This window comes from Methanobrevibacter ruminantium, assembly GCF_016294135.1.
Lineage (GTDB): Archaea > Methanobacteriota > Methanobacteria > Methanobacteriales > Methanobacteriaceae > Methanobrevibacter > Methanobrevibacter ruminantium_A.
The window spans coordinates 15,900-34,729 of the sequence record NZ_JAEDCO010000017.1; the positions used below are offsets into that span (position 1 = coordinate 15,900).

General features: G+C 31.6%; 15 protein-coding genes. 14 read left to right on the top strand and 1 reads right to left on the bottom strand.

Features of this window, described 5'->3' with window-relative positions; all coding sequences use genetic code 11:
* Nucleotides 1-152: 152 nt before the first annotated feature.
* The 5 genes from VW161_RS05310 to VW161_RS05330 all read left to right on the top strand — a co-directional run bounded on the left by VW161_RS05310 (nucleotide 153) and on the right by VW161_RS05330 (nucleotide 4,674).
* Nucleotides 153-830 carry a zinc-ribbon domain-containing protein gene (locus VW161_RS05310; protein ID WP_304088478.1) on the top strand — a complete coding sequence of 226 codons (678 nt, stop codon included), beginning with the start codon at nucleotides 153-155 and terminating at the stop codon, nucleotides 828-830.
* 10 nt (nucleotides 831-840) lie between these two features.
* Nucleotides 841-1,308 (top strand): zinc-ribbon domain-containing protein, encoded by a 468-nt coding sequence (locus VW161_RS05315; protein WP_304088480.1) that lies wholly within the window; start codon nucleotides 841-843, stop codon nucleotides 1,306-1,308.
* 132 nt (nucleotides 1,309-1,440) lie between these two features.
* Nucleotides 1,441-2,256 carry a hypothetical protein gene (locus tag VW161_RS05320; protein WP_325192769.1) on the top strand — a complete coding sequence of 272 codons (816 nt, stop codon included), beginning with the start codon at nucleotides 1,441-1,443 and terminating at the stop codon, nucleotides 2,254-2,256.
* A gap of 84 nt (nucleotides 2,257-2,340) precedes the next feature.
* On the top strand, nucleotides 2,341-3,606 hold the full coding sequence (locus VW161_RS05325; protein WP_325192770.1) for a M48 family metallopeptidase: 1,266 nt from the start codon (nucleotides 2,341-2,343) through the stop codon (nucleotides 3,604-3,606).
* 288 nt (nucleotides 3,607-3,894) lie between these two features.
* Entirely contained in the window at nucleotides 3,895-4,674 is a 780-nt protein-coding gene (locus VW161_RS05330; protein ID WP_304105170.1) for a class I SAM-dependent methyltransferase, read from the top strand.
* A 123-nt stretch (nucleotides 4,675-4,797) separates the two neighbouring features.
* On the opposite strand, the gene VW161_RS05335 is transcribed toward VW161_RS05330, so the two are convergent.
* Nucleotides 4,798-5,304: a flavodoxin gene (locus VW161_RS05335; protein WP_304105771.1), complete on the bottom strand. Its 507-nt coding sequence runs from the start codon at nucleotides 5,302-5,304 to the stop codon at nucleotides 4,798-4,800.
* Between the two features lie 300 nt (nucleotides 5,305-5,604).
* Here VW161_RS05335 and thsA point away from each other — a divergent pair, with 300 nt between their 5' ends.
* The 9 genes from thsA (at nucleotide 5,605) to thrC (ending at nucleotide 18,689) form a co-directional block, all read left to right on the top strand.
* Entirely contained in the window at nucleotides 5,605-7,257 is a 1,653-nt protein-coding gene (gene thsA / locus VW161_RS05340) for a thermosome subunit alpha (RefSeq protein WP_325192771.1), read from the top strand.
* 872 nt (nucleotides 7,258-8,129) lie between these two features.
* Entirely contained in the window at nucleotides 8,130-11,258 is a 3,129-nt protein-coding gene (locus VW161_RS05345) for a pseudomurein-binding repeat-containing protein (RefSeq protein WP_325192772.1), read from the top strand.
* Between the two features lie 500 nt (nucleotides 11,259-11,758).
* Nucleotides 11,759-12,472, top strand: coding sequence for an Ig-like domain-containing protein (locus VW161_RS05350; protein WP_304103618.1), 714 nt, complete (start codon nucleotides 11,759-11,761; stop codon nucleotides 12,470-12,472).
* Between the two features lie 323 nt (nucleotides 12,473-12,795).
* Entirely contained in the window at nucleotides 12,796-13,311 is a 516-nt protein-coding gene (locus VW161_RS05355) for a transglutaminase-like domain-containing protein (protein ID WP_304104774.1), read from the top strand.
* 336 nt (nucleotides 13,312-13,647) lie between these two features.
* Nucleotides 13,648-14,355 (top strand): metal-dependent transcriptional regulator, encoded by a 708-nt coding sequence (locus VW161_RS05360; RefSeq protein WP_304103624.1) that lies wholly within the window; start codon nucleotides 13,648-13,650, stop codon nucleotides 14,353-14,355.
* A 135-nt stretch (nucleotides 14,356-14,490) separates the two neighbouring features.
* Nucleotides 14,491-15,006: a tRNA-intron lyase gene (gene endA, locus VW161_RS05365; protein ID WP_296869552.1), complete on the top strand. Its 516-nt coding sequence runs from the start codon at nucleotides 14,491-14,493 to the stop codon at nucleotides 15,004-15,006.
* Nucleotides 15,007-15,337: 331 nt separating this feature from the next.
* Nucleotides 15,338-16,429 (top strand): tryptophan--tRNA ligase, encoded by a 1,092-nt coding sequence (locus tag VW161_RS05370; protein ID WP_304136314.1) that lies wholly within the window; start codon nucleotides 15,338-15,340, stop codon nucleotides 16,427-16,429.
* 102 nt (nucleotides 16,430-16,531) lie between these two features.
* Entirely contained in the window at nucleotides 16,532-17,230 is a 699-nt protein-coding gene (locus VW161_RS05375) for a stage II sporulation protein M (RefSeq protein ID WP_325192773.1), read from the top strand.
* Between the two features lie 262 nt (nucleotides 17,231-17,492).
* Nucleotides 17,493-18,689 (top strand): threonine synthase, encoded by a 1,197-nt coding sequence (gene thrC / locus VW161_RS05380; protein WP_295606114.1) that lies wholly within the window; start codon nucleotides 17,493-17,495, stop codon nucleotides 18,687-18,689.
* Nucleotides 18,690-18,830: the final 141 nt, after the last annotated feature.

Below are 18,830 nucleotides of genomic sequence, written 5' to 3' on the forward strand. Positions count from 1 at the left end.
TTATATATTAGCATTTTTATATTAATTTTACGCACTCAATATTTTATTTTTTGCGATTTTGTGAAGGATAGATGATTTTTAGCTATTTTTCTTTGAAATTAGTATTCATGCTAATTTTTATAGATTTTTCAATTGATTAAAAAGGTGATATTATGGCATTTTGTCAAAATTGTGGAAATGAAGTTGAGGATGGGGCTAAATTCTGTCCAGGTTGTGGAAATCCTTTAGACGGTTCAGCACCAACTCAGCAAGAACAAAGCCAAGGTATTTTGGGAGACATCAAAAAAACAGGTTTAGGCTTTAAGAAGAAAATGGATAATTATGCTCATGGTGAGCATATAAATTATGAAAAGCCGGAAGGTGCATTGTATTTCATCAATGGATTGCAAGGAACCCTGGCTGTATTTGAAGACTATGTCGAATTCGATTTCTCAGGAAGCGGAATCAAGAAATGGCAAAGCGGTTTCGGTGGAGTGAAAAAAGTATATTTCCATCAAATCAACAGTATTCAAAAAAGGGATGCGACTGAACTTGTTAACGGTACACTCGAATTTGAGCTTCCAGGAATGGCAACAAGCAAATGGGGTCCTACAAGTGAAAATCTGATCACTTACCTTCCAAAGTATCAGGATGAGGTAAATAAGATCTATGACTTTGTGAATGATAAGATCTTAGCTATCAACCAAGGCAAATCCCAACCTACCCAAGTGGTTCAAAATGAGGTTAGCCCTATGGCTAAACTCAAAGAGGCTAAAGAGCTTTTGGATATGGGTGTAATAAGCCAAGAGGAATTTGATGAAATAAAGGCTAAGTGCTTGGAACAGATGTAAGAGGGATAAGATGATAAAATGCAGTGAATGTGGTGGTGAACTGGAGCAAACAGCTGATTTCTGTCCAAATTGTGGAACAAAGGTGGACAAATCTGCAGTAGTGAAAGAAGAGATTCAACCGGTTCCAAGTCAAAACACCAAATTTTGTTCCAACTGTGGTGCAAAGATTGATGTCAAGGCAGAAATTTGCCCTAAATGCGGAGTCAGGGTTGCAGGGGCATCTGAGCAAAAAAGCCCATTTTTCGCTTTGATATTGTCTTTCCTTTTCCCAGGTTTGGGACAATTTTATAATGGGCATTCTAAAAAGGGAATCATCCTCGTCGTTGGAGCTATTGTCTCCGTTATATTATATGTGATTTTAATCGGTGCAATTTTATACTTGCTCATATGGATTTATGGATTATATGACGCTTATAAATCAGCAGAAGCAATCAACAATGGAGTAAATGTTCCTGATGAGATTTCCTTAAATTTCTAGAGGATATTTAAAAGATTAAAACTAATTTCTTAAACAAAAATTATCTTTTTTAAAATGATTAAAATAAATTTCTAAAAAAATTATCTTTTTTAAAAAAGAATAATTTTTTAATTATTTTTAGGAGAGAATGAAATGAAAAGGATTTTTGGAATTTTATTGATGATAATGGTATTTGGAATGTTGATTTCATCAGTGTCTGCTGAGGAATTGAAACCTTATGATTTTGGAGGTTATACTTTGAATGTGCCGGGAGATAATTGGCATTGGTTCAATGCACCATACCCTGGTTCCAGTAATGGAAATGGCGTGTCAATTTCTCACTTCTATGGAGATGAGTTTAAAGAGGCAAGGGTAACAGACTTTGAAGATTTTTCAAAAACCTATTTCGGCAATTATGACCTTATCGAAGATGAGGATGGCTTAAAAGTTTATCAAGCAGGTAATGATTATATTGTTGCCAAGTATTCTGTTGATGAATTATATGTCATTAAAGATAAGGATTTGAATGAAGGGAAAGCAATTGCTGAAAGCGCACAATTAAAATCTAATGAAACTGTTGATGAAGACAGTGATAAGTTATTCACTGAATCTGATGCCTTTGATAATCTATTTAAAATGGACATTCCTAAAAAATCAGAATTTGAAAAAATTAATGAAGAGGGAAACGAATCATATTCCACAGTTTCATTTAAAGATTATAATAAGGATATTGCAGTAAACTATGTGGAATCTGATGATATGGATGCAGTTAAGGAACATATTTCCGAAATGATCGGTCTTAATGATGGCAATTTAACTGAAGAAGGTAACCTCACTATCGCTGAAACTGTTTATGGTGAAAATAGCGTTTATGTATTTTCAGACAATAAGGCGGTGGAGGTATCAAGCTCAAAGGTAGACTTGGACATATTAAAGGAAATGGCAAAATCAGTTGAATTTGAAGATTAATCTCTTCTTTTCTTTTTTTTCATTGCTGTTTATTTCAAATGTTGCGAAGGTTTTTTTAAAAAAATTTAATTTATGGGGGGGGTCATGATTAAAAAAGATGACCGAAGTCCGATAAATCCGTTTACAGGTAAAGAGCATTACGATACGGTGGATGATGACAAGTTCCTAAAGGAAATATTTGGCTATTATTATCAGGAACTGAGCAAATATCAGATATTGGATGAAAGTCCGCAAGGTCAACTGACTATTCAAATTGCAACAAAGCTAATCCGTACCGTTGAGGAATTCCTATATAAGATTGGCAGATATGATTATGTTGACGGCTACTATGAATGGGAAGTTCACTTAATTGCAAATGACTGCATCAATGCCACCTGTCATGCAGGTGGAAAGATTACAGTTTACTCTGGAATTCTATCAGTTGCAAATACAGAAGAGAGGTTAGCATTTATTTTAGCTCATGAGATGGCTCATGCATTGCTTGACCATAGCAGAACAAAGATAAGTGCCCGTCAGACCAAGGAAGGGCTTGCTTCAGCAGCTTGGTTAGGTAGTTTTGCATTGGATCTTTTCGGAATGGGCGAAATTGGAAGCATGGCCAGAGCCGCGACAAATGTTGTGAATGTAGGTTCCGAATATTTCCTGATGCAGCCTTGGGGAAGGGATCAGGAATACGAAGCTGATAAATTGGGGATGTTGATAGCCCATTTGGCTGGATATGACATTAGTCACGTTCCCAAATTTTGGATGGAGTTTACTGGATCCAACGCAAGAGGATTTGATTTCTTTTCAACACACCCTGCAGATGACAAAAGAATTGCAGTGATGATTGAAACTGAAGAGGAGATCATCAACACCGATGATTTCTATAGCAGACCCATCCTATCTGAAACACCTAAACCAAAGGATGAATACAATCCATATGTTGAAACAAATGGAACTCAGATACCTCAAGATCTTGGAGATAATAATAAGGATTCCACCATTAGTTTGGGAGATATCATTGCTCAAACAAATATGGAAACGGTACCTCAAGCTTCAGCCTTAACCGGCGTCAAATCAAGAGGTAATTCAGGTAATATAAGCACTGGATTCATAGTTCCGAATGACTACAAGACTTGCCCTAATTGCAATAGGCAAGTAGATTCTAATGCTAAATTCTGCATGTCCTGTGGATTTAACTTGGAAGAGCTTAAATGTCCATCATGTGGTGCAAGGGTTAAGAAAGAGGATTCCTTCTGCATGAACTGTGGAAACAGATTGGAAAGTGAATCAATATGCTCTTCCTGTGGTTCTAAGGTGAAAAAGGGAAATAACTTTTGTACATTCTGTGGAAATAAATTGAATTGATTTTTTTCCATTTTTCATATTATCTTTATTTTAAACCATTTTTTTAACTTTTTTCTCATTCAAATAAAATAATTTTTCTTAAAATCTTATAACTTAATTTTTCTCATTCAAATAAAATAATTTTTCTTAAAATCTTATAACTTAATTTTTCTCATTCAAATAAAATAATTTTTCTTAAAATCTCAATAACTTAATTTTTATATCTACATTCTATTTTAGGTATACCTAAACTTTAAATACTATTAAAATAAACAATTAATTAATTAATTAAAAAATTGAGGTATAACCATGAATTTAGAAGGTGTAGAAAAAACAATGCTTTTGACTTTATACACTAAAGCCAAGCATTCCCAAAAGAAAAATCACAAATTTTTTGACTTTAAGGCAATAGATGTAATTTCTGAAATTGATTATGACTTTTCCATAGCAGATAAGGACTATCAAATGCAATGGGGAGTGATTTCAAGAACTATCGTCTTGGATGATATGGTTTCAAAATATATCCGCTCACATCCCAGATGCACAGTAGTGAATATTGCTTCTGGAATGGACACCAGATACAATCGATTGGACAATGGAATAATCAAATGGTATAATGTTGATTTGGAAAATTCAGCAAGGTTCAGACTGAATTATATTAAGGACAGCAGTAGGGTAAAGACATTGGCATATTCAGCGATGGATCCATCATGGGTCAGTGAAATAGAAGAAAGTGATGATGTTTTGTTCATAATTGAGGGATTGTCAATGTATCTTACTGAAGATGACAATAAGAGGATTCTGGACATAATTGATGAAAATTTCAAGTCATGCACTGTATTCACTGAAATAATGCCTCCGGTTTCAGTAAAGAATGTTAAGGAGAAATCAGTAGAGGAAATGGATGCCAAATTCATTTGGGGGGTTCAAGAAGGTCATGAGCTTTTAAAATTGAATTCCAACTTCAAATGGGTAAAGGATGTAAATCTTTTTGATGGGATGAATGTATATAAGCCATTCACTAAGCTATTTACTTGGATTCCATTTATAAGAAACAGAATGGATTATATTGCTGTTTTGGAAAAATAATTTCAAAATGGCATTTTATTTCTTATAGTAAAAAGAGTTTAAAATTTAAGAATTAAATTATAATAAAAATTAGAATTAAAAATAAAAAAGTAAGAAAAAATCTAAAAAAGATAAAGGATTAATTTATTCATTAATCCATGATTTTACAGCATCTTTTGAATCATATACATTAGCACCAGGAATTGATAATCCTTTTTTGATTAGAGCTCCTTCGCACAATTTTTTCAAGTCTTTTTGTGATGAACCGAAATCGGAACCTTCATGGGTTACAAAAGGCTTAACTGTTTTTCCTTTAAAATCCAATTGCTCCAATTGGGTAAACATAGGCATTGGCAATGTTCCCCACCAGTTTGGAAAACCGATATATACAGTGTCATATGCATCTATGCTATCTAAGGTTTCCTTGATTTCAGGTCTTGCATCTGATTGCTGTTCCTTTTTAGCAACATCAATGCATTTCATGTAATCATCAGGATATTCATCTGCAGGTTCAACTTTGAATAAGTCTGCATTATCCAATTCCTGAATGTATTCTGCAATCACTTCTGTGTTTCCTTTTTCAATGTTTTTAAGTTCTCCACCAAAGTAGTTTTCACCACTTCTAGAAAAATAAATTACAATACTTGACATGATGGCATCTCCTTTTTTTGATTTTCAACAATTAATTAATAATTTAATAAATTCACTTGTTAAATGTTCTGTTTTTATTTCAATATTTTCTTTTTTTAAAATTCTTAATAATCCCTTATAAACAAAACTTTTTTATAGTAAGGCAAACCTATGTATAACTATATGGATAATTTAATATTAATTAAATATAATTTAATTTTTATTATGAATTCTTATAATTAATTCTTGTAATTAATCTTTATAATTACTAATAAATTATCTTATTTAAAAATAACACTGATTAAAATTAAGGAGATTATTATGGCACAAATTAATCAACCTAGGTATATTTTACGTGATGATACTGAAAGATTTCAAGGAAATCAAGCTTTAAGAATGAATATTTTTGCAAGTCAAATTTTAGCAAGCATTGTAAGAACCACTCTCGGTCCAAAAGGAATGGATAAAATGTTAGTGGATAAGAAAATGGGTGATGTGGTTGTAACCAATGATGGAGCAACTATTTTACAGGAAATGGATATTGCACACCCTGCCGCAAAAATGCTTGTGGAAATTGCAAGAAAACAAGAAAATGTAGTTGGAGACGGAACCACTACAGTTGTAATCATTGCTGGTGAATTGCTTAAGAAAGCAATGGAATTATATGAAGATGGAACTGCAATCCCAACCATTCTCATTGGATACAGATTAGCAGTTGCAAAAGCAATGGAAATCTTATATAGCATTTCAACCGATGCAAGAGACCCAGACACATTATTTGGAATTGCAAAAACCGCAATGACAGGTAAAGGTTCAGATTATGCTAAAGATGAACTTGCAGACTTGCTTGTTCAAGCTGCATTGAAAGTTGAAGAAGGAGAAAAATTAGACAAATCACTCATTAAAATCCACAGAATCAATGGTGGAAGTGTAGAGGACTCCTTAATTGTTGACGGTATCTATATTGACCAAGGTAGAGCTAATGAAGCTATGCCTGAAGAAATGCATGATGCTAAAATCGCTTTAATGAAATATCCTTTAGAATTGAAAGATTTGGAAAACGCTAAAGTTGACTTCACTGACCCATTGCAAATGCAGGCTTTCCTTGACAGTGAACAGGAAACCTTGAAGGAAATTGCTGATAAGATTATCGATTCAGGATGTAATGTATTGTTCTGTCAAAAAGGTATTGATGATGTAGTGCAACATCACTTATCCAAAGCTGGAATCATGGCTTTCAAGAGAGTTAAAAACACTGACGTAAAAAGAATCATGAAAGCTACCGGTGCTGAACTCATTACCAATATTGAAGACTTGACTCCTGAAGTATTAGGTAAGGCAGGTTACATACACCAAGAAAAGGTCTTTGACCAAATCATTACCTTCATTGAAGAATGTGAAGACCCTAAAGCAAGTTCCATTTTAATCCGTGGAAGTACCAGACACGTTTCCTCTGAAATCGAAAGGGCTATGGAAGATGCATTAGGTGTAGTTGCAGCTACTGTTGAAGATGGGAAAGTAGTATATGGTGGAGGAGCTCCTGAAATTGAAATTGCAAGACAACTCAGAACCTACGCCAATACAATCAGCGGAAGAGAGCAAATAGCTGTAAATGCATTTGCAGACGCTTTGGAAATCGTACCAAGAACCTTATCTGAAAATGCAGGTTTAAACACCATTGACTTATTAGTGGAACTTAGAGCAGCTCATGAAGATAACATAAATATGGGATTGGATGTATTTGAAGGTAAAGTTGTAGATATGAAAGAAGCTGGTGTTGTTGAGCCGCAAAGAGTCAAAAAGCAAGCTATTCAAGCAGCTCAAGAAGCTTGTGAAATGATCTTGCGTATTGACGATTTGGTTGCAGCAGCTGGTGCACTTCAAAAAGTCGACCCCGATGAAAACTTAGATCACAGTGGTATGCCTCCTGCTCCTGGTATGGGTGGAATGGGTGGAATGCCTCCTATGATGTAGCCCAGCTTTTCCGCTCCTTCGGAGCGCAAAAACTGGACCAAAATTTTTTCTAGTGGTTGGGAGTAAATATCATTTTTTGATAAAAAAATCTCAACTATTTTTTTACAAGTTTTAATTATTTTTTATAATTTTTTTAGCAATTTTTTAAAAATTTTCTTTATTTTCTTATTTTGACTTTAAATACTTCTTTTTTGAATATTACTTAATTAAAATTGCTTATTTATCTAAAATTTACTTTTTAAGAAGTATTTTTTTAATTTAATACTTATTTTAATACTATTTTAAAAATGATAATATTATTTTCTTTTATATCAAATATGTTTAGTAGTTTGTAATTCTTTTTTAAGTTAAATAAAGGTAATTATTTTATTTTCTATTTATTTAAGTCAAATTATTTAAAATTTGATTAAAATAAGTAATTTTAAGTATTTATTCATTATTTAAAGACTTGTTAAGTATTTTTTAATTTTTTTAATTATTATCACTTATTTTTGCTTTTAACTGAATATTTATTCTTTATATCAATACTGTATAGTTAACCATATTTGAATTATAAAATTAATCTTAAATTCTTTTTATTTTTATCTATAAACTATGGAAAATTCTTATTTTCAATGATTTTTTTTAGTAAGGTTTATATAATAAGAGATTAAAAGTAAATATTAATCTAATTTGATTTTTTTGTTTTTAAAGCAAAATTGTCAAGTTAAGAAATGTTTAGGGTGGTCTTTATTGTTTGCTTGAAAAAGTTAAATGATAAACATTGAGTTTGGGAAAAATAAATATTTTTCCATAATATTTTTTAAAAATTCAATGTGAAAATTATACTTGTAAAACTATAATTTTAGGGTTGCTCTAAAATGTGAGGTGAAATGATTTCAGTTAAGAATCTCACATTACTTTTAGCGGTTTTACTTATGGGATTTTGTTTGATCACATCAGTTTCCGCTATGGATATTGATGATTCATCTTCTATAGATGATTCAAATGACTTATCTGGTGCTAGCGTTTCTAGTGGCTCTGATTATGTTGCTAGTGATTCAAATTCAAATAATTTGGAATCTGAAAATGCTGGTTCAAGTAATGTAAATTCAGAAAATGAAGTTTTAAATACTGATAATACTGTAGAAGATTCTGATTCGGAACATAATTCTAACATTGCAAATAATAAGGCTGTTCTTGGGGCTTCCTCACAATCTGATAGTGCTGTTTTAGAAGCTAATGCTAAAGTTAAAACCACTCTCAAGGGAAGTTCAAGTTCCATTTACAGAGGTAATTATTATACACTTACCTTGACTGATAGCAAGGGTAAAGTATTAAGTGGTCAAAAATTGAGTTACAATATCAATGGTAAAACTTATACATTGACAACAGACTCTAAAGGTTCCACTTATATTCAAATAAACTTGAAGGAAGGTAAATACACTATGGTCTGTTCTTATGGGGGATCTGGTGCTTATGATTCTTCAAGATTATCTGTGACTTTATCTGTATTGAAAAATCCTAATGCATTCACTGTTAAGGAGATTGAAGATGCAGCTAGCAATGTTGAGAATTTTGTCTTAAAGAATAAAAGATTGCCTAATACTGTGAAAGTAGGTTCTAAAACTCTTAAGATATCTGAGTTTTCTTATCTTTCATCCCAATTGATATCAAATTTGAATTCAAATAAGAAAGGTGATGTAATACTTTTATCAGGTATTTCAGATGGCAAATCTTCTTCTGCTTCACTAAAAACTACTGTTTATAAAGCACAATATCTTGACTTAGCAAAAAATGTAGTTTCTTTCATTGGTTCTAAAAAGGTACCTCCTACTGAAGTTCTTGTTAAGGACGCTTCTAAGAAGTCTGTAGGAAATGCAAATTTCAATTTGTATACCTTTGCTTTTGCAAAAATTTTAGATTTCCATAAGTCTAAAAATTATTTGCCTAATTATTGTACTTTTGAAAGTTCAGCATTTAATCAAGCAAGCAGTTTAAAAGCAACAATTCTTAAAGGAAGTTCAAATACCATTACTAGAGGTAATAATTATAAGCTTACATTAACTGATGGCAATGGTAAAGCTTTAAGCGGTCAAAAGTTAAGTTATGCTATCAATGGTAAAACTTATACATTGACAACAGACTCTAAAGGTTCCACCTATCTTCAAATAAACTTGAAAGCAGGCAAGTATCCTATGGTCTGTTCTTATGCTGGTTCAAAAGTTTACAAATCCGCTAAGAATTCCGTTACTTTAACTGTATTGGATAATCCTAATGCTTTCACTGTTAAGGAGATAGAAAATGCAGCTACTAATGTTAAGAATTATGTTTTAAAGAATAAAAGATTGCCTAATACTGTGAAAGTAGGTTCTAAAACTCTTAAGATATCTGAGTTTACCTATTTATCATCAAAGGCAGTATCCAATCTCAATTCTAACAATAAAAAGGATATAGTTCTTTTAAGCGGTATTTCTAATGGGGCTTCTTCTGCGTATTCATTGAAATCAACTGTTTACAAAGCTCAGTATGTGGATTTAGCAAAAAGATCAGTTTCTAATATAGAATCTAAAAAAGTACCTTCCAATTACTTGTCTGTCAAAGACGGTTCCAATAAGGCAGGAAATGCAAATTTCAATTTGTATACATTTGCATTTGCTAAGATTTTAGATTTCCATAAATCTCATAATAATTTGCCTAATTATTGTACTTTTGAAAGTTCTGTATATGCTCCTCTTAAGAAATCCACTTCCATAAAAGCTAGTTCAAACAGTGTAAATAAAGGTGATGCATATTCTGTAACATTAGTGGATAACGCAGGTAATGGTTTAGCTAATCAGAAGATTACATTTACATTATCTGGAAAAACATACACTCAAACCACTAACTCCAAAGGAGTGGCTTCCTTAAAGATTGATTTAAATCAGGGAACCTATTCAGTGGTTTCATCTTATGCAGGATCTTCCATTTATGAATCATCTAAGTTATCAAATACAGTAACTGTAAAAGATACAAATAGATTTTCCATAAGTGAAATCGAAACTGCAGCTACTAATGTGAAGAATTATGTTAACTCTCATGATGCGTTGCCTAGTACCGTTACAGTTGCAAATAAAAAATTAAGTATTTCACAATTCTCATATCTAATGACTAAAGCTGTCTATAATATTAATGCTGGTAACACAAATTATATTGCTCTTCCAACTGGAATCTCCAATTCTAATTCTGAAGGGGATTCCATGGACGCTACAGTTTATAAAGCACAATATGTTGATTTAGCAAAAAGAGTAATATCATTTGCGGAATCTAATAAGGTTCCCCCTGTTTACGCTAAGGTTTATAGTAGTTCTGGTAAATCTTTAGGTAATGCTGAATTTGATTTATATACTTATTCATTTGCTAAGATTTTAGATTTCCACAAATCTCATAAGAATTTGCCTAATTACTGTACTTTCGAAAGTTCTGTATTCAAAGGAATTACAGTTCCTCCAATTAACATCTCATCTAAAATACCTTATAATTCAAGTCAATTCAAAGCAGGTTTAAATGAGAAAAATACAGAATCAGATCTTGCCAAATATTTGGTTGGCACTGGCCAATCAGCTATTACAAGTTCAATCAGTAATTTAGCAAGTCAATTGACTAAAGGTTTAAAAACTGATGAGGCAAAAGCTCAAGCAATCTATAATTATGTCAGAGATGAAATTGATTATAGTTATTATGCAAACTCTAAACATGGTGCTTCAGGTACCTTAAGTGTGGGTTCAGGAAATTGTGTGGATCAGGCAAGTTTAGTTGTTGCATTGTGCAGAGCTTCAGGCATTGAAGCAAGATATGCTCATGCAAAAGGCTGTAGATTCTCAAGTGGTTTAGTAACCGGACACGTATGGGCTCAAATTCTCGTAAATGGTGTTTGGTATGCTGCTGATGCTACAAGTGTGAGAAATAAATTAGGTAATATCCAAAATTGGAACACTAATTCATATAGCAATTTGAATAGATATGCTGCTGTACCATTCTAGTATTAAAGTATTTAAAATGGATATAAGAGGATTTCCTCTTATCCAAATTTTTTCTTTTTTTATTTTTAATTAATTCTTTTTTTAACAAACTATTTTTTATATAATATTTTTTTTTAGTATCTTATTTTGTTTATTTAATTTTTTCATTTGATTTCAATCAACTTTTTTTAACAAAATTTTTAATTCTATAAATTTTATTATTTTGATTAATTTTTTATATTATGAATTAATAACATAATAATGTAATTAATTAGTAAAAATTATTAATTCAAACATTTATTTTAAAAAACTTTTATGTCTTATATTTTTCGTAATTGATTCAAATTACTTCATTATTTTTAAAAACAATTTTAAAATAATTTTAAAATCATAATTTTTAATTTTTCAAGTATTTTTTCGGTTGGTGTAACTATTTATTATAAATTTACTTTATCAGCATTGCTTTTGAATTCATATTATCTATATCTACAGTTTCAGCTGACAGTATAGATGATGAAAATTTGGATTTTGTCAATGCTAATGAATTTTCTATAAGTGAAAATGTACCTTTAAATGATTCTTTAAGTGAAGGGCCGGATAAATGTCTGGAAGAATGTTTAAATACTAATTTTGATGATGGTTCAGATGAGAATTTTGATGGAAACTTAAATGAGAATGTTTATCCTGATAATTCTGTTTCAGATGATGGTACAGATAATGATGATGAAGAACCTGTTTTAAAGAATACAACCCTTGAAATCATTTCTCAAGATGATTGGGAAATATATGGAATTGAAAATTATTATGTGAAGCTATTGGATGAGGACAATAATCCTGTAAGTCAAGCATTGGTTAATTTCAGAATCGAGACACCTAAGGGGACTTTTATTTATGAAACTGGCTTTACTGATGATGAAGGTATGGCTATTCTGCCTTTGGATTTAAGCATTGGAGGCATTCATAATATCCAAGTATCATATGATGGTGATTTGAATTATAATCCTGCGGAATCAGTTTATTCTAATGTAATTTTCTATGAGAATACTATAATAAAAACTCTAAAGAATTATGCCTACAGATCTTCTGATTTTACCATCAAACTCGTCTCCTCCAATGGGGATGTCCTATCAAATAAAAAATTAATAATTTATTTAGATGGTGTAAAATACATTAAAACCACTGATTCAAAAGGACAGGTTTATATAAGAATGCCTTCTGATAAGAAAATCTGTTAATTTCAATTGTACTTTTGATGGTGAGGATTTTTATCTTGAATCTTCATTTTCCATGAACTTGCCAGTATATAAGAAAACTTATACAAAACCTTTAATTTACACTATTCTTAAAGGAAAATGTTTTAAAATTTTATTAAAGGGATTGATGGAAAAATCTTAAAGAAGAAAAGGTCAAGTTCACAATTGGTGGAAAAACTTATACAAGAACCACAAATGATAAAGGAATAGCTTATTTAAAGCTTAAACTTCCAAGAAATAGGTATGCGGTAAATTTCTCTTATGATAACAATGGAGTTTACGGACCATCAAGCAATTCCTCTTACTTGGAAATCATAGATTCTTCAGGTCAGTTTAAAAAAGGTTTGAATCAGAACACTAAGCTTTCTGTAAGAAAGTATCTCTATGGTGGGGGATATGCGAAAATAACTAAAGCCATTAGAAAATTATCTAAAAAGATTACAAGTAAGTATTCCACTAAATTGGAAAAGGCAACTGCAATCTATAATTATGTTAGGAATAATTTAGGATACAGTTACTATGCAAATTCCAAAAAAGGAGCTGCAAAAACATTAAGAACTAAAAGAGGAAATTGCTGCGATCATGCCAATTTAATCGTGGCTCTATGCAGAGCCTCTAAGATTCCAGCAAGATATACTCATGCGAAGGGATGTAAATTTGGCTCTGGTTTGGCAACAGGTCATGTCTGGGCTCAGATATATGTTAATGGAAGATGGTATTCTGCAGATGGAACAAGCTATAGAAACAGTTTAGGCCATATTAAAAACTGGAATACAAAATCTTATAGGAAACTACGTATTTATAGGTCTATTCCATTTTAACCTAACTTTTTATTTTTTCATATTACCTTTTTTTAACTTTTTTTAACTATTTTTAACTATTTTTACTATTTACAATTTTTTACTATTTTTACAATTTTTTAATTATTTTTTCAAATAGTTTTTTTTAATTTTTAGTAGCTTTGTTATAAAATTTTAGGTTATCCAAAACTTTATATACTTTTTATATAAAATATTATTATATGTATAAAATCATATAAGATTGTCTTATATGATGATTAGATAATTTTTAATTAATAAAAATTAATTTAAATAATTTTAAAATGAATTCATTAACTAAAAATGGAAATTTAATTAAATAAATCGCGGAGGTTCTACATGGCTAAAGAAATTAGTGAGAATATTGAAGAGTATTTGGAAGTTCTTTACAAGTTCGGAAGTAAAGACTCCCATGTGTCTACAACAACTTTATCAAGAGAGTTAGGTATTGCGCCAGGTAGTGTTACCCAAATGCTTAAAAAACTTGAAGATATAGGTTATATCGATTATGTTCCATACAAAGGGGCTTCTTTAACTGATGAAGGTAGCAAGATAGCTCAAAAGATTACACGTAAACATAGAATTCTTGAAAGATTCCTCAAGGATGTCTTGAAAATCAAGGATGAAAACCTTCATGCTCAAGCTTGTGAAATGGAACATTCCTTGTCTGATGAGGCTGAAAGAGCTATTTGCCATATGCTAGAACATCCTGATACATGTCCTGATAACCATTTGATTCCTGCATGTGACTTTGACTTTGCTAACTGTGATGACTGCATAAATAATCAAAGTGACATAGAAGACATTGGTATTAGGGAATTCAATTTATTGTCCATTTCCCAATTGGGCTCTGGAGAAGAAGGTGAAGTCCTCTTTATAAGAGGAGGCGACTCATCATTATCCGATGCAATGGATGCTGGAATTGCTATAGGATCTAAAATCAGAATATCTGATTCTGTAGATTCAAATTATAATGTTTTTATAGATGATTCCCAAATAGAAGTTTCAAGGGATTTGGCAAATAACATATTCGTAAAAACTTTCTAGCTATTAACAATTAGCTCAAATTTATAATTTGATAAAGAATTGGTTCTGATTATAATTTTGGATTATTAAATTTTTTATCAAACTTTTTTTAATTTTTCTTATTTCATTTATTACAGATTTTTATTAGGTGTTTAGATGCGTGGAGATTTATGTGAAGGTATTGTAACCATAAAAATTGAAGAGGGCAACCAAAGAGCGGTTTCCCTTAATCAAAAAAGCCAATTCGGTAAATTGTCCGAGGATTGCTTAGAGCTTTCCATAATTGAGGCATGCTACTTGATGGAAAGCGGTCGTTTGGACATTTATGAAAATGACAAGAAATGTGATGTTAATTATATCATTGATTTAATAAAAGAAGATGAGATTTACGGCAAATACCTTGTTTATAGGGATTTGAAAAACAGAGGTTACATTATCAAGACAGGATTTAAGTACGGATCTGAATTCAGACTTTATGAAAGGGGCACCGGTCCAGGTCATGCACACTCTGACTTCTTGGTTAAGGTATTGTATGAAACAAATGAGGTTAATGTATTGGACTTTGCAAGCTATGTGAGAGTTTCCCACGGTGTAAACAAGAAACTGTTGCTTGCAGTCGTTGATGACGATTTGGACGTTACCTATTATAACATAGAGTGGACTCGTCCATAACTATTTTTTATTAATTTCATTATTTTCATTTTTATTTTTTCTTAAGAATTATTTTTAATATTCTTTTAATATTTTTTTAATTTTTTATTAGTTATTTTTATTAACTTGTAAATCATATTTAATTAATAGCATATTAATTATAATTAATATTAAATTAAAACTTAGAATTAAAACTAAATTAATGCAATAATTATTATAAATTTTTCACTAAAAATTTTAAATAATTTTAATTAAAAATACATGTAATTATTTAAATACTTATAATAAAAAATATGATAATTATTATCTAATTATTCAATTTAAACAAAGATATTATATTTAAGGTGATTTTTTGATTGATCCATGGGGTTCATCTATAGTAGATTATGATAAATTAGTTAATCAGTTTGGTATAAAAGACTTTTCAGAACTTTTAGGGAAGATTGAAGATCCTGCAAGATTGATGAAAAGAGGAGTTATTTTTGGTCATAGGGACTTTGATAAATTGGTTCCATTAATTAATGGCAAGAAGGACTTTGCTGTAATGACTGGAATGATGCCAAGTGGCCAGATGCATATTGGCCATAAGATGGTCATTGACCAATTGAAATGGTATTTTGAAAAAGGCGCTTCATTATCCTTATCTATTGCAGATATGGAATCATATGCTGCAAGGGGAATCAGTTTTGAAAAGGCAAAGGAAATAGCTATCAATGAGTATTTGGCAAATTACATTGCCTTAGGGCTTGACTTAACTGCAGATAATGTTAATGTATATCTCCAGTCCCAAAACAAGACCTTGAATGACTTGACATTCAAGATTGCAAAAAGGGTCAATTTCAATAATATGCATGCAATTTACGGATTTAATGCAAGCACTAACATTGCACATTTATATGTTCCTTTAGCTCAGGTTGCAGACATTTTGCTTCCACAAACTGAGGAATTTGGTGGGCCAAAACAGGTTGTTGTTCCTGTAGGTGTGGACCAAGACCCTCATTTAAGGTTAACAAGAGACATTGCGGCTAAAATGAATGAGGAATATGGGTTTTTAGCTCCTGCTTCCACTTATCATAGGTTCTTGACTGGACTTACTGGAGACAAGATGTCAAGCAGCAAGCCAAACACTGCAATCTACTTGAATGAAACTCCTAAACAAGCTGAGAAAAAGGTCAAATCCTCTAAAACCGGTGGAAGAGAAACTCTTGACGAGCAAAAGGAGTTAGGTGGAAGGCCTGATGAATGTGTAATCTATGAAATGCTTGTTTACCATTTGGTTGATGATGACAAGGAGCTTGAAAAGATTCGTGAGGAATGTGTAAATGGTGAGCTCATGTGTGGACATTGTAAGGTTCATGCAGCAGAACTTATGAAAGATTTCTTTGAAGACTTAAAGGTTAAGCAAGAGGAATCTGTTGAGATTGCCGAATCATTGTTTGATTAGGCCAATTAGTAAAAATAGATATTCATTAGAAATCAGTTTAGAAATCAGTCTAAAAATCAATTTAAAAATTAGTTTATTAAATTAACATCTTAAGGTGTTTTTATGGATATTAAACATTATTTAGAAATAGCTAAGGAAGAGACAAAAGCAGCATTTTCAAATAATAAATGGCTATTATTGTTTTCAACATTATTGTTTGTGATTCCACTTCTCTTCGGTTATTTTTATGCAGATAGTATTTCTGAGTACATCCAACCTATGGTGGATAATTTTCAGAAGCAGGTAGATGAAGGTGTAATTACCTTAACAACCCAGTCCATCTTCACAAATAATGTGACTGTAGCTATTATGCTATATGCTCTTGGAGCTTTAGGTGGAGTGTTAGGAGCTCTTATTTTAGCGAATAACGGTATGTTCATAGGTTATTTTGGTGCAGATTTCAATATTTACGCTTACTTGGCATTGACTGTGCCTCATGGAATATTTGAAATTCCAGCAATCATTATAGCTACTACAGGTGGTTTTGTACTCCTTTCATTTGTACTTCATTTCATATGGAACCTAAGGTCTCCAGACTATTCATATTTGGATATTTTCGACCCGTATTTTTCAGATGTGAAGATCACTTTCAAGCAAAGGTGTTATGCATCATTTAAAATGAATCAAAACAAGATAAAGGAGTCTTTTATATTCTTATGCCTTGCTGTAATCCTATTGATTATTGCAGCATTCATTGAAGCGAATATAACTGTGCCTCTTGCAGGTAAGCTATTGCCTTTCTTCGGTTTAAGCATGGGCTAATCAGTTTTATTTTTTTAATTCTTTTTTCACTTCTTTAACTCTCACTCTTTTTACTTTTTTTAATTTTTTTCAGTATTTTTTACTTTTTTATTTATTTAAGAAACTTAACTAAATCTTAAAATAAGTTTTTATACTATAATGACTATAATTATATGATGTATATTAATTATAATCGAATTTTTTTCTAAATTTTATAATTAATCATTAAAAATAATTTTAATTAATCAAAATTATTATTTCATCAAAAATTTAATGTGATAAAATGATTAGATGTGTGTCTTGTGGAGAAGAATACGAAGATGATGAAGTTATCTACAACTGTAAGAAATGTGGATCTGTCTTGGAAGTAGAAGTGGAAGTTGATGTTCCTAAATCTACTTTTGAAGGTAGAAGAGATAACTTATGGAAATACAAAGAATGCTTGCCTGTTGATGCAAGCAAAAGAGTTTCCTTAGATGAAGGAGGAACTCCATTCTGCAGATGTGAAAAATTAGGTAAGGAACTTGGAATAGACCTTTACGTTAAAGTGGAAGGATCAAACCCTACCGGCAGTTTCAAGGACAGAGGAATGACCATCGGTATGACCAAAGCTATGATGCTTGGTGTAGATACTGTAGGTTGCGCTTCAACCGGTAACACCTCCGCTTCCCTTGCTGCATATGCTGCTAGAGCAGGATTAAGATGTGCTGTATTCTTGCCAGCAGGTAAGGTTGCTCTCGGTAAATTGGCACAGGCTATGTTCCACGGTGCAGAAGTATTCTCAATCAACGGTAACTTTGACGAAGCTTTGGAAGCTATGACCCAACTTGCTCGTGAAAAACACTTATACTTATTGAATTCAATTAACCCATTCAGATTAGAAGGACAAAAAACCATAGGTTATGAAATTGTACATGACTTAGGATGGGAATCTCCTGATAGAATCGTTCTTCCTGTAGGTAATGCAGGAAACATTTCAGCTATTTGGAAAGGAATCACTGAATTCCACAATGCTGGATTTATGGATGATGTTCCGATGATGACTGGTATTCAAGCTGAAGGCGCTTGCCCTATTGCAAATGCATTTAGAGACAAAACCATGGACATGACTCCTGTTGAAAACCCGGAAACCATTGCTACTGCAATCCGTATTGGTGCTCCTGTAAGTGCTGTTAAAGCATTAAGAGCTATTTACGATTCCAATGGTTTAGCTGAAACCGTTACTGATGAAGAAATCCTTGACGCTCAAAAATTACTTGCAAGAACTGAAGGTGTTGGAGTTGAACCAGCTTCTGCAGCATCCATTGCAGGTCTTAAGAAATTAGTCGAACAAGGTGACATCGACAAGGGAGAAAGAGTTGTTTGTGTTGTAACTGGACACTTGCTTAAAGATCCTAACACTGCAATTGACGCTTGTGTAGACCCTGTTCAAGTTGACGCAGACATTGATAAAATCAAGGAAATTTTACTTAATAAATAATTTTAAGTAATTTTTCATTTTCTTTTTTTATTTTTTTTTTAAATATTTTTAACCCCTATTTTTTGGATTAATTGTAAAAATGTTTGTTTTTTTATTTTTTTTTTAAATATTTTTAACCCCTATTTTTTGGATTAATTGTAA

Coding starts and splice junctions, on each gene's coding strand:
- VW161_RS05310 (WP_304088478.1), top strand. CDS start 153: ATGGCATTTTGTCAAAATTGTGGAAATGAAGTTGAGGATGGGGCTAAA.
- VW161_RS05315 (WP_304088480.1), top strand. CDS start 841: ATGATAAAATGCAGTGAATGTGGTGGTGAACTGGAGCAAACAGCTGAT.
- VW161_RS05320 (WP_325192769.1), top strand. CDS start 1,441: ATGAAAAGGATTTTTGGAATTTTATTGATGATAATGGTATTTGGAATG.
- VW161_RS05325 (WP_325192770.1), top strand. CDS start 2,341: ATGATTAAAAAAGATGACCGAAGTCCGATAAATCCGTTTACAGGTAAA.
- VW161_RS05330 (WP_304105170.1), top strand. CDS start 3,895: ATGAATTTAGAAGGTGTAGAAAAAACAATGCTTTTGACTTTATACACT.
- VW161_RS05335 (WP_304105771.1), bottom strand. CDS start 5,304: ATGTCAAGTATTGTAATTTATTTTTCTAGAAGTGGTGAAAACTACTTT.
- thsA (WP_325192771.1), top strand. CDS start 5,605: ATGGCACAAATTAATCAACCTAGGTATATTTTACGTGATGATACTGAA.
- VW161_RS05345 (WP_325192772.1), top strand. CDS start 8,130: ATGATTTCAGTTAAGAATCTCACATTACTTTTAGCGGTTTTACTTATG.
- VW161_RS05360 (WP_304103624.1), top strand. CDS start 13,648: ATGGCTAAAGAAATTAGTGAGAATATTGAAGAGTATTTGGAAGTTCTT.
- endA (WP_296869552.1), top strand. CDS start 14,491: ATGCGTGGAGATTTATGTGAAGGTATTGTAACCATAAAAATTGAAGAG.
- VW161_RS05375 (WP_325192773.1), top strand. CDS start 16,532: ATGGATATTAAACATTATTTAGAAATAGCTAAGGAAGAGACAAAAGCA.
- thrC (WP_295606114.1), top strand. CDS start 17,493: ATGATTAGATGTGTGTCTTGTGGAGAAGAATACGAAGATGATGAAGTT.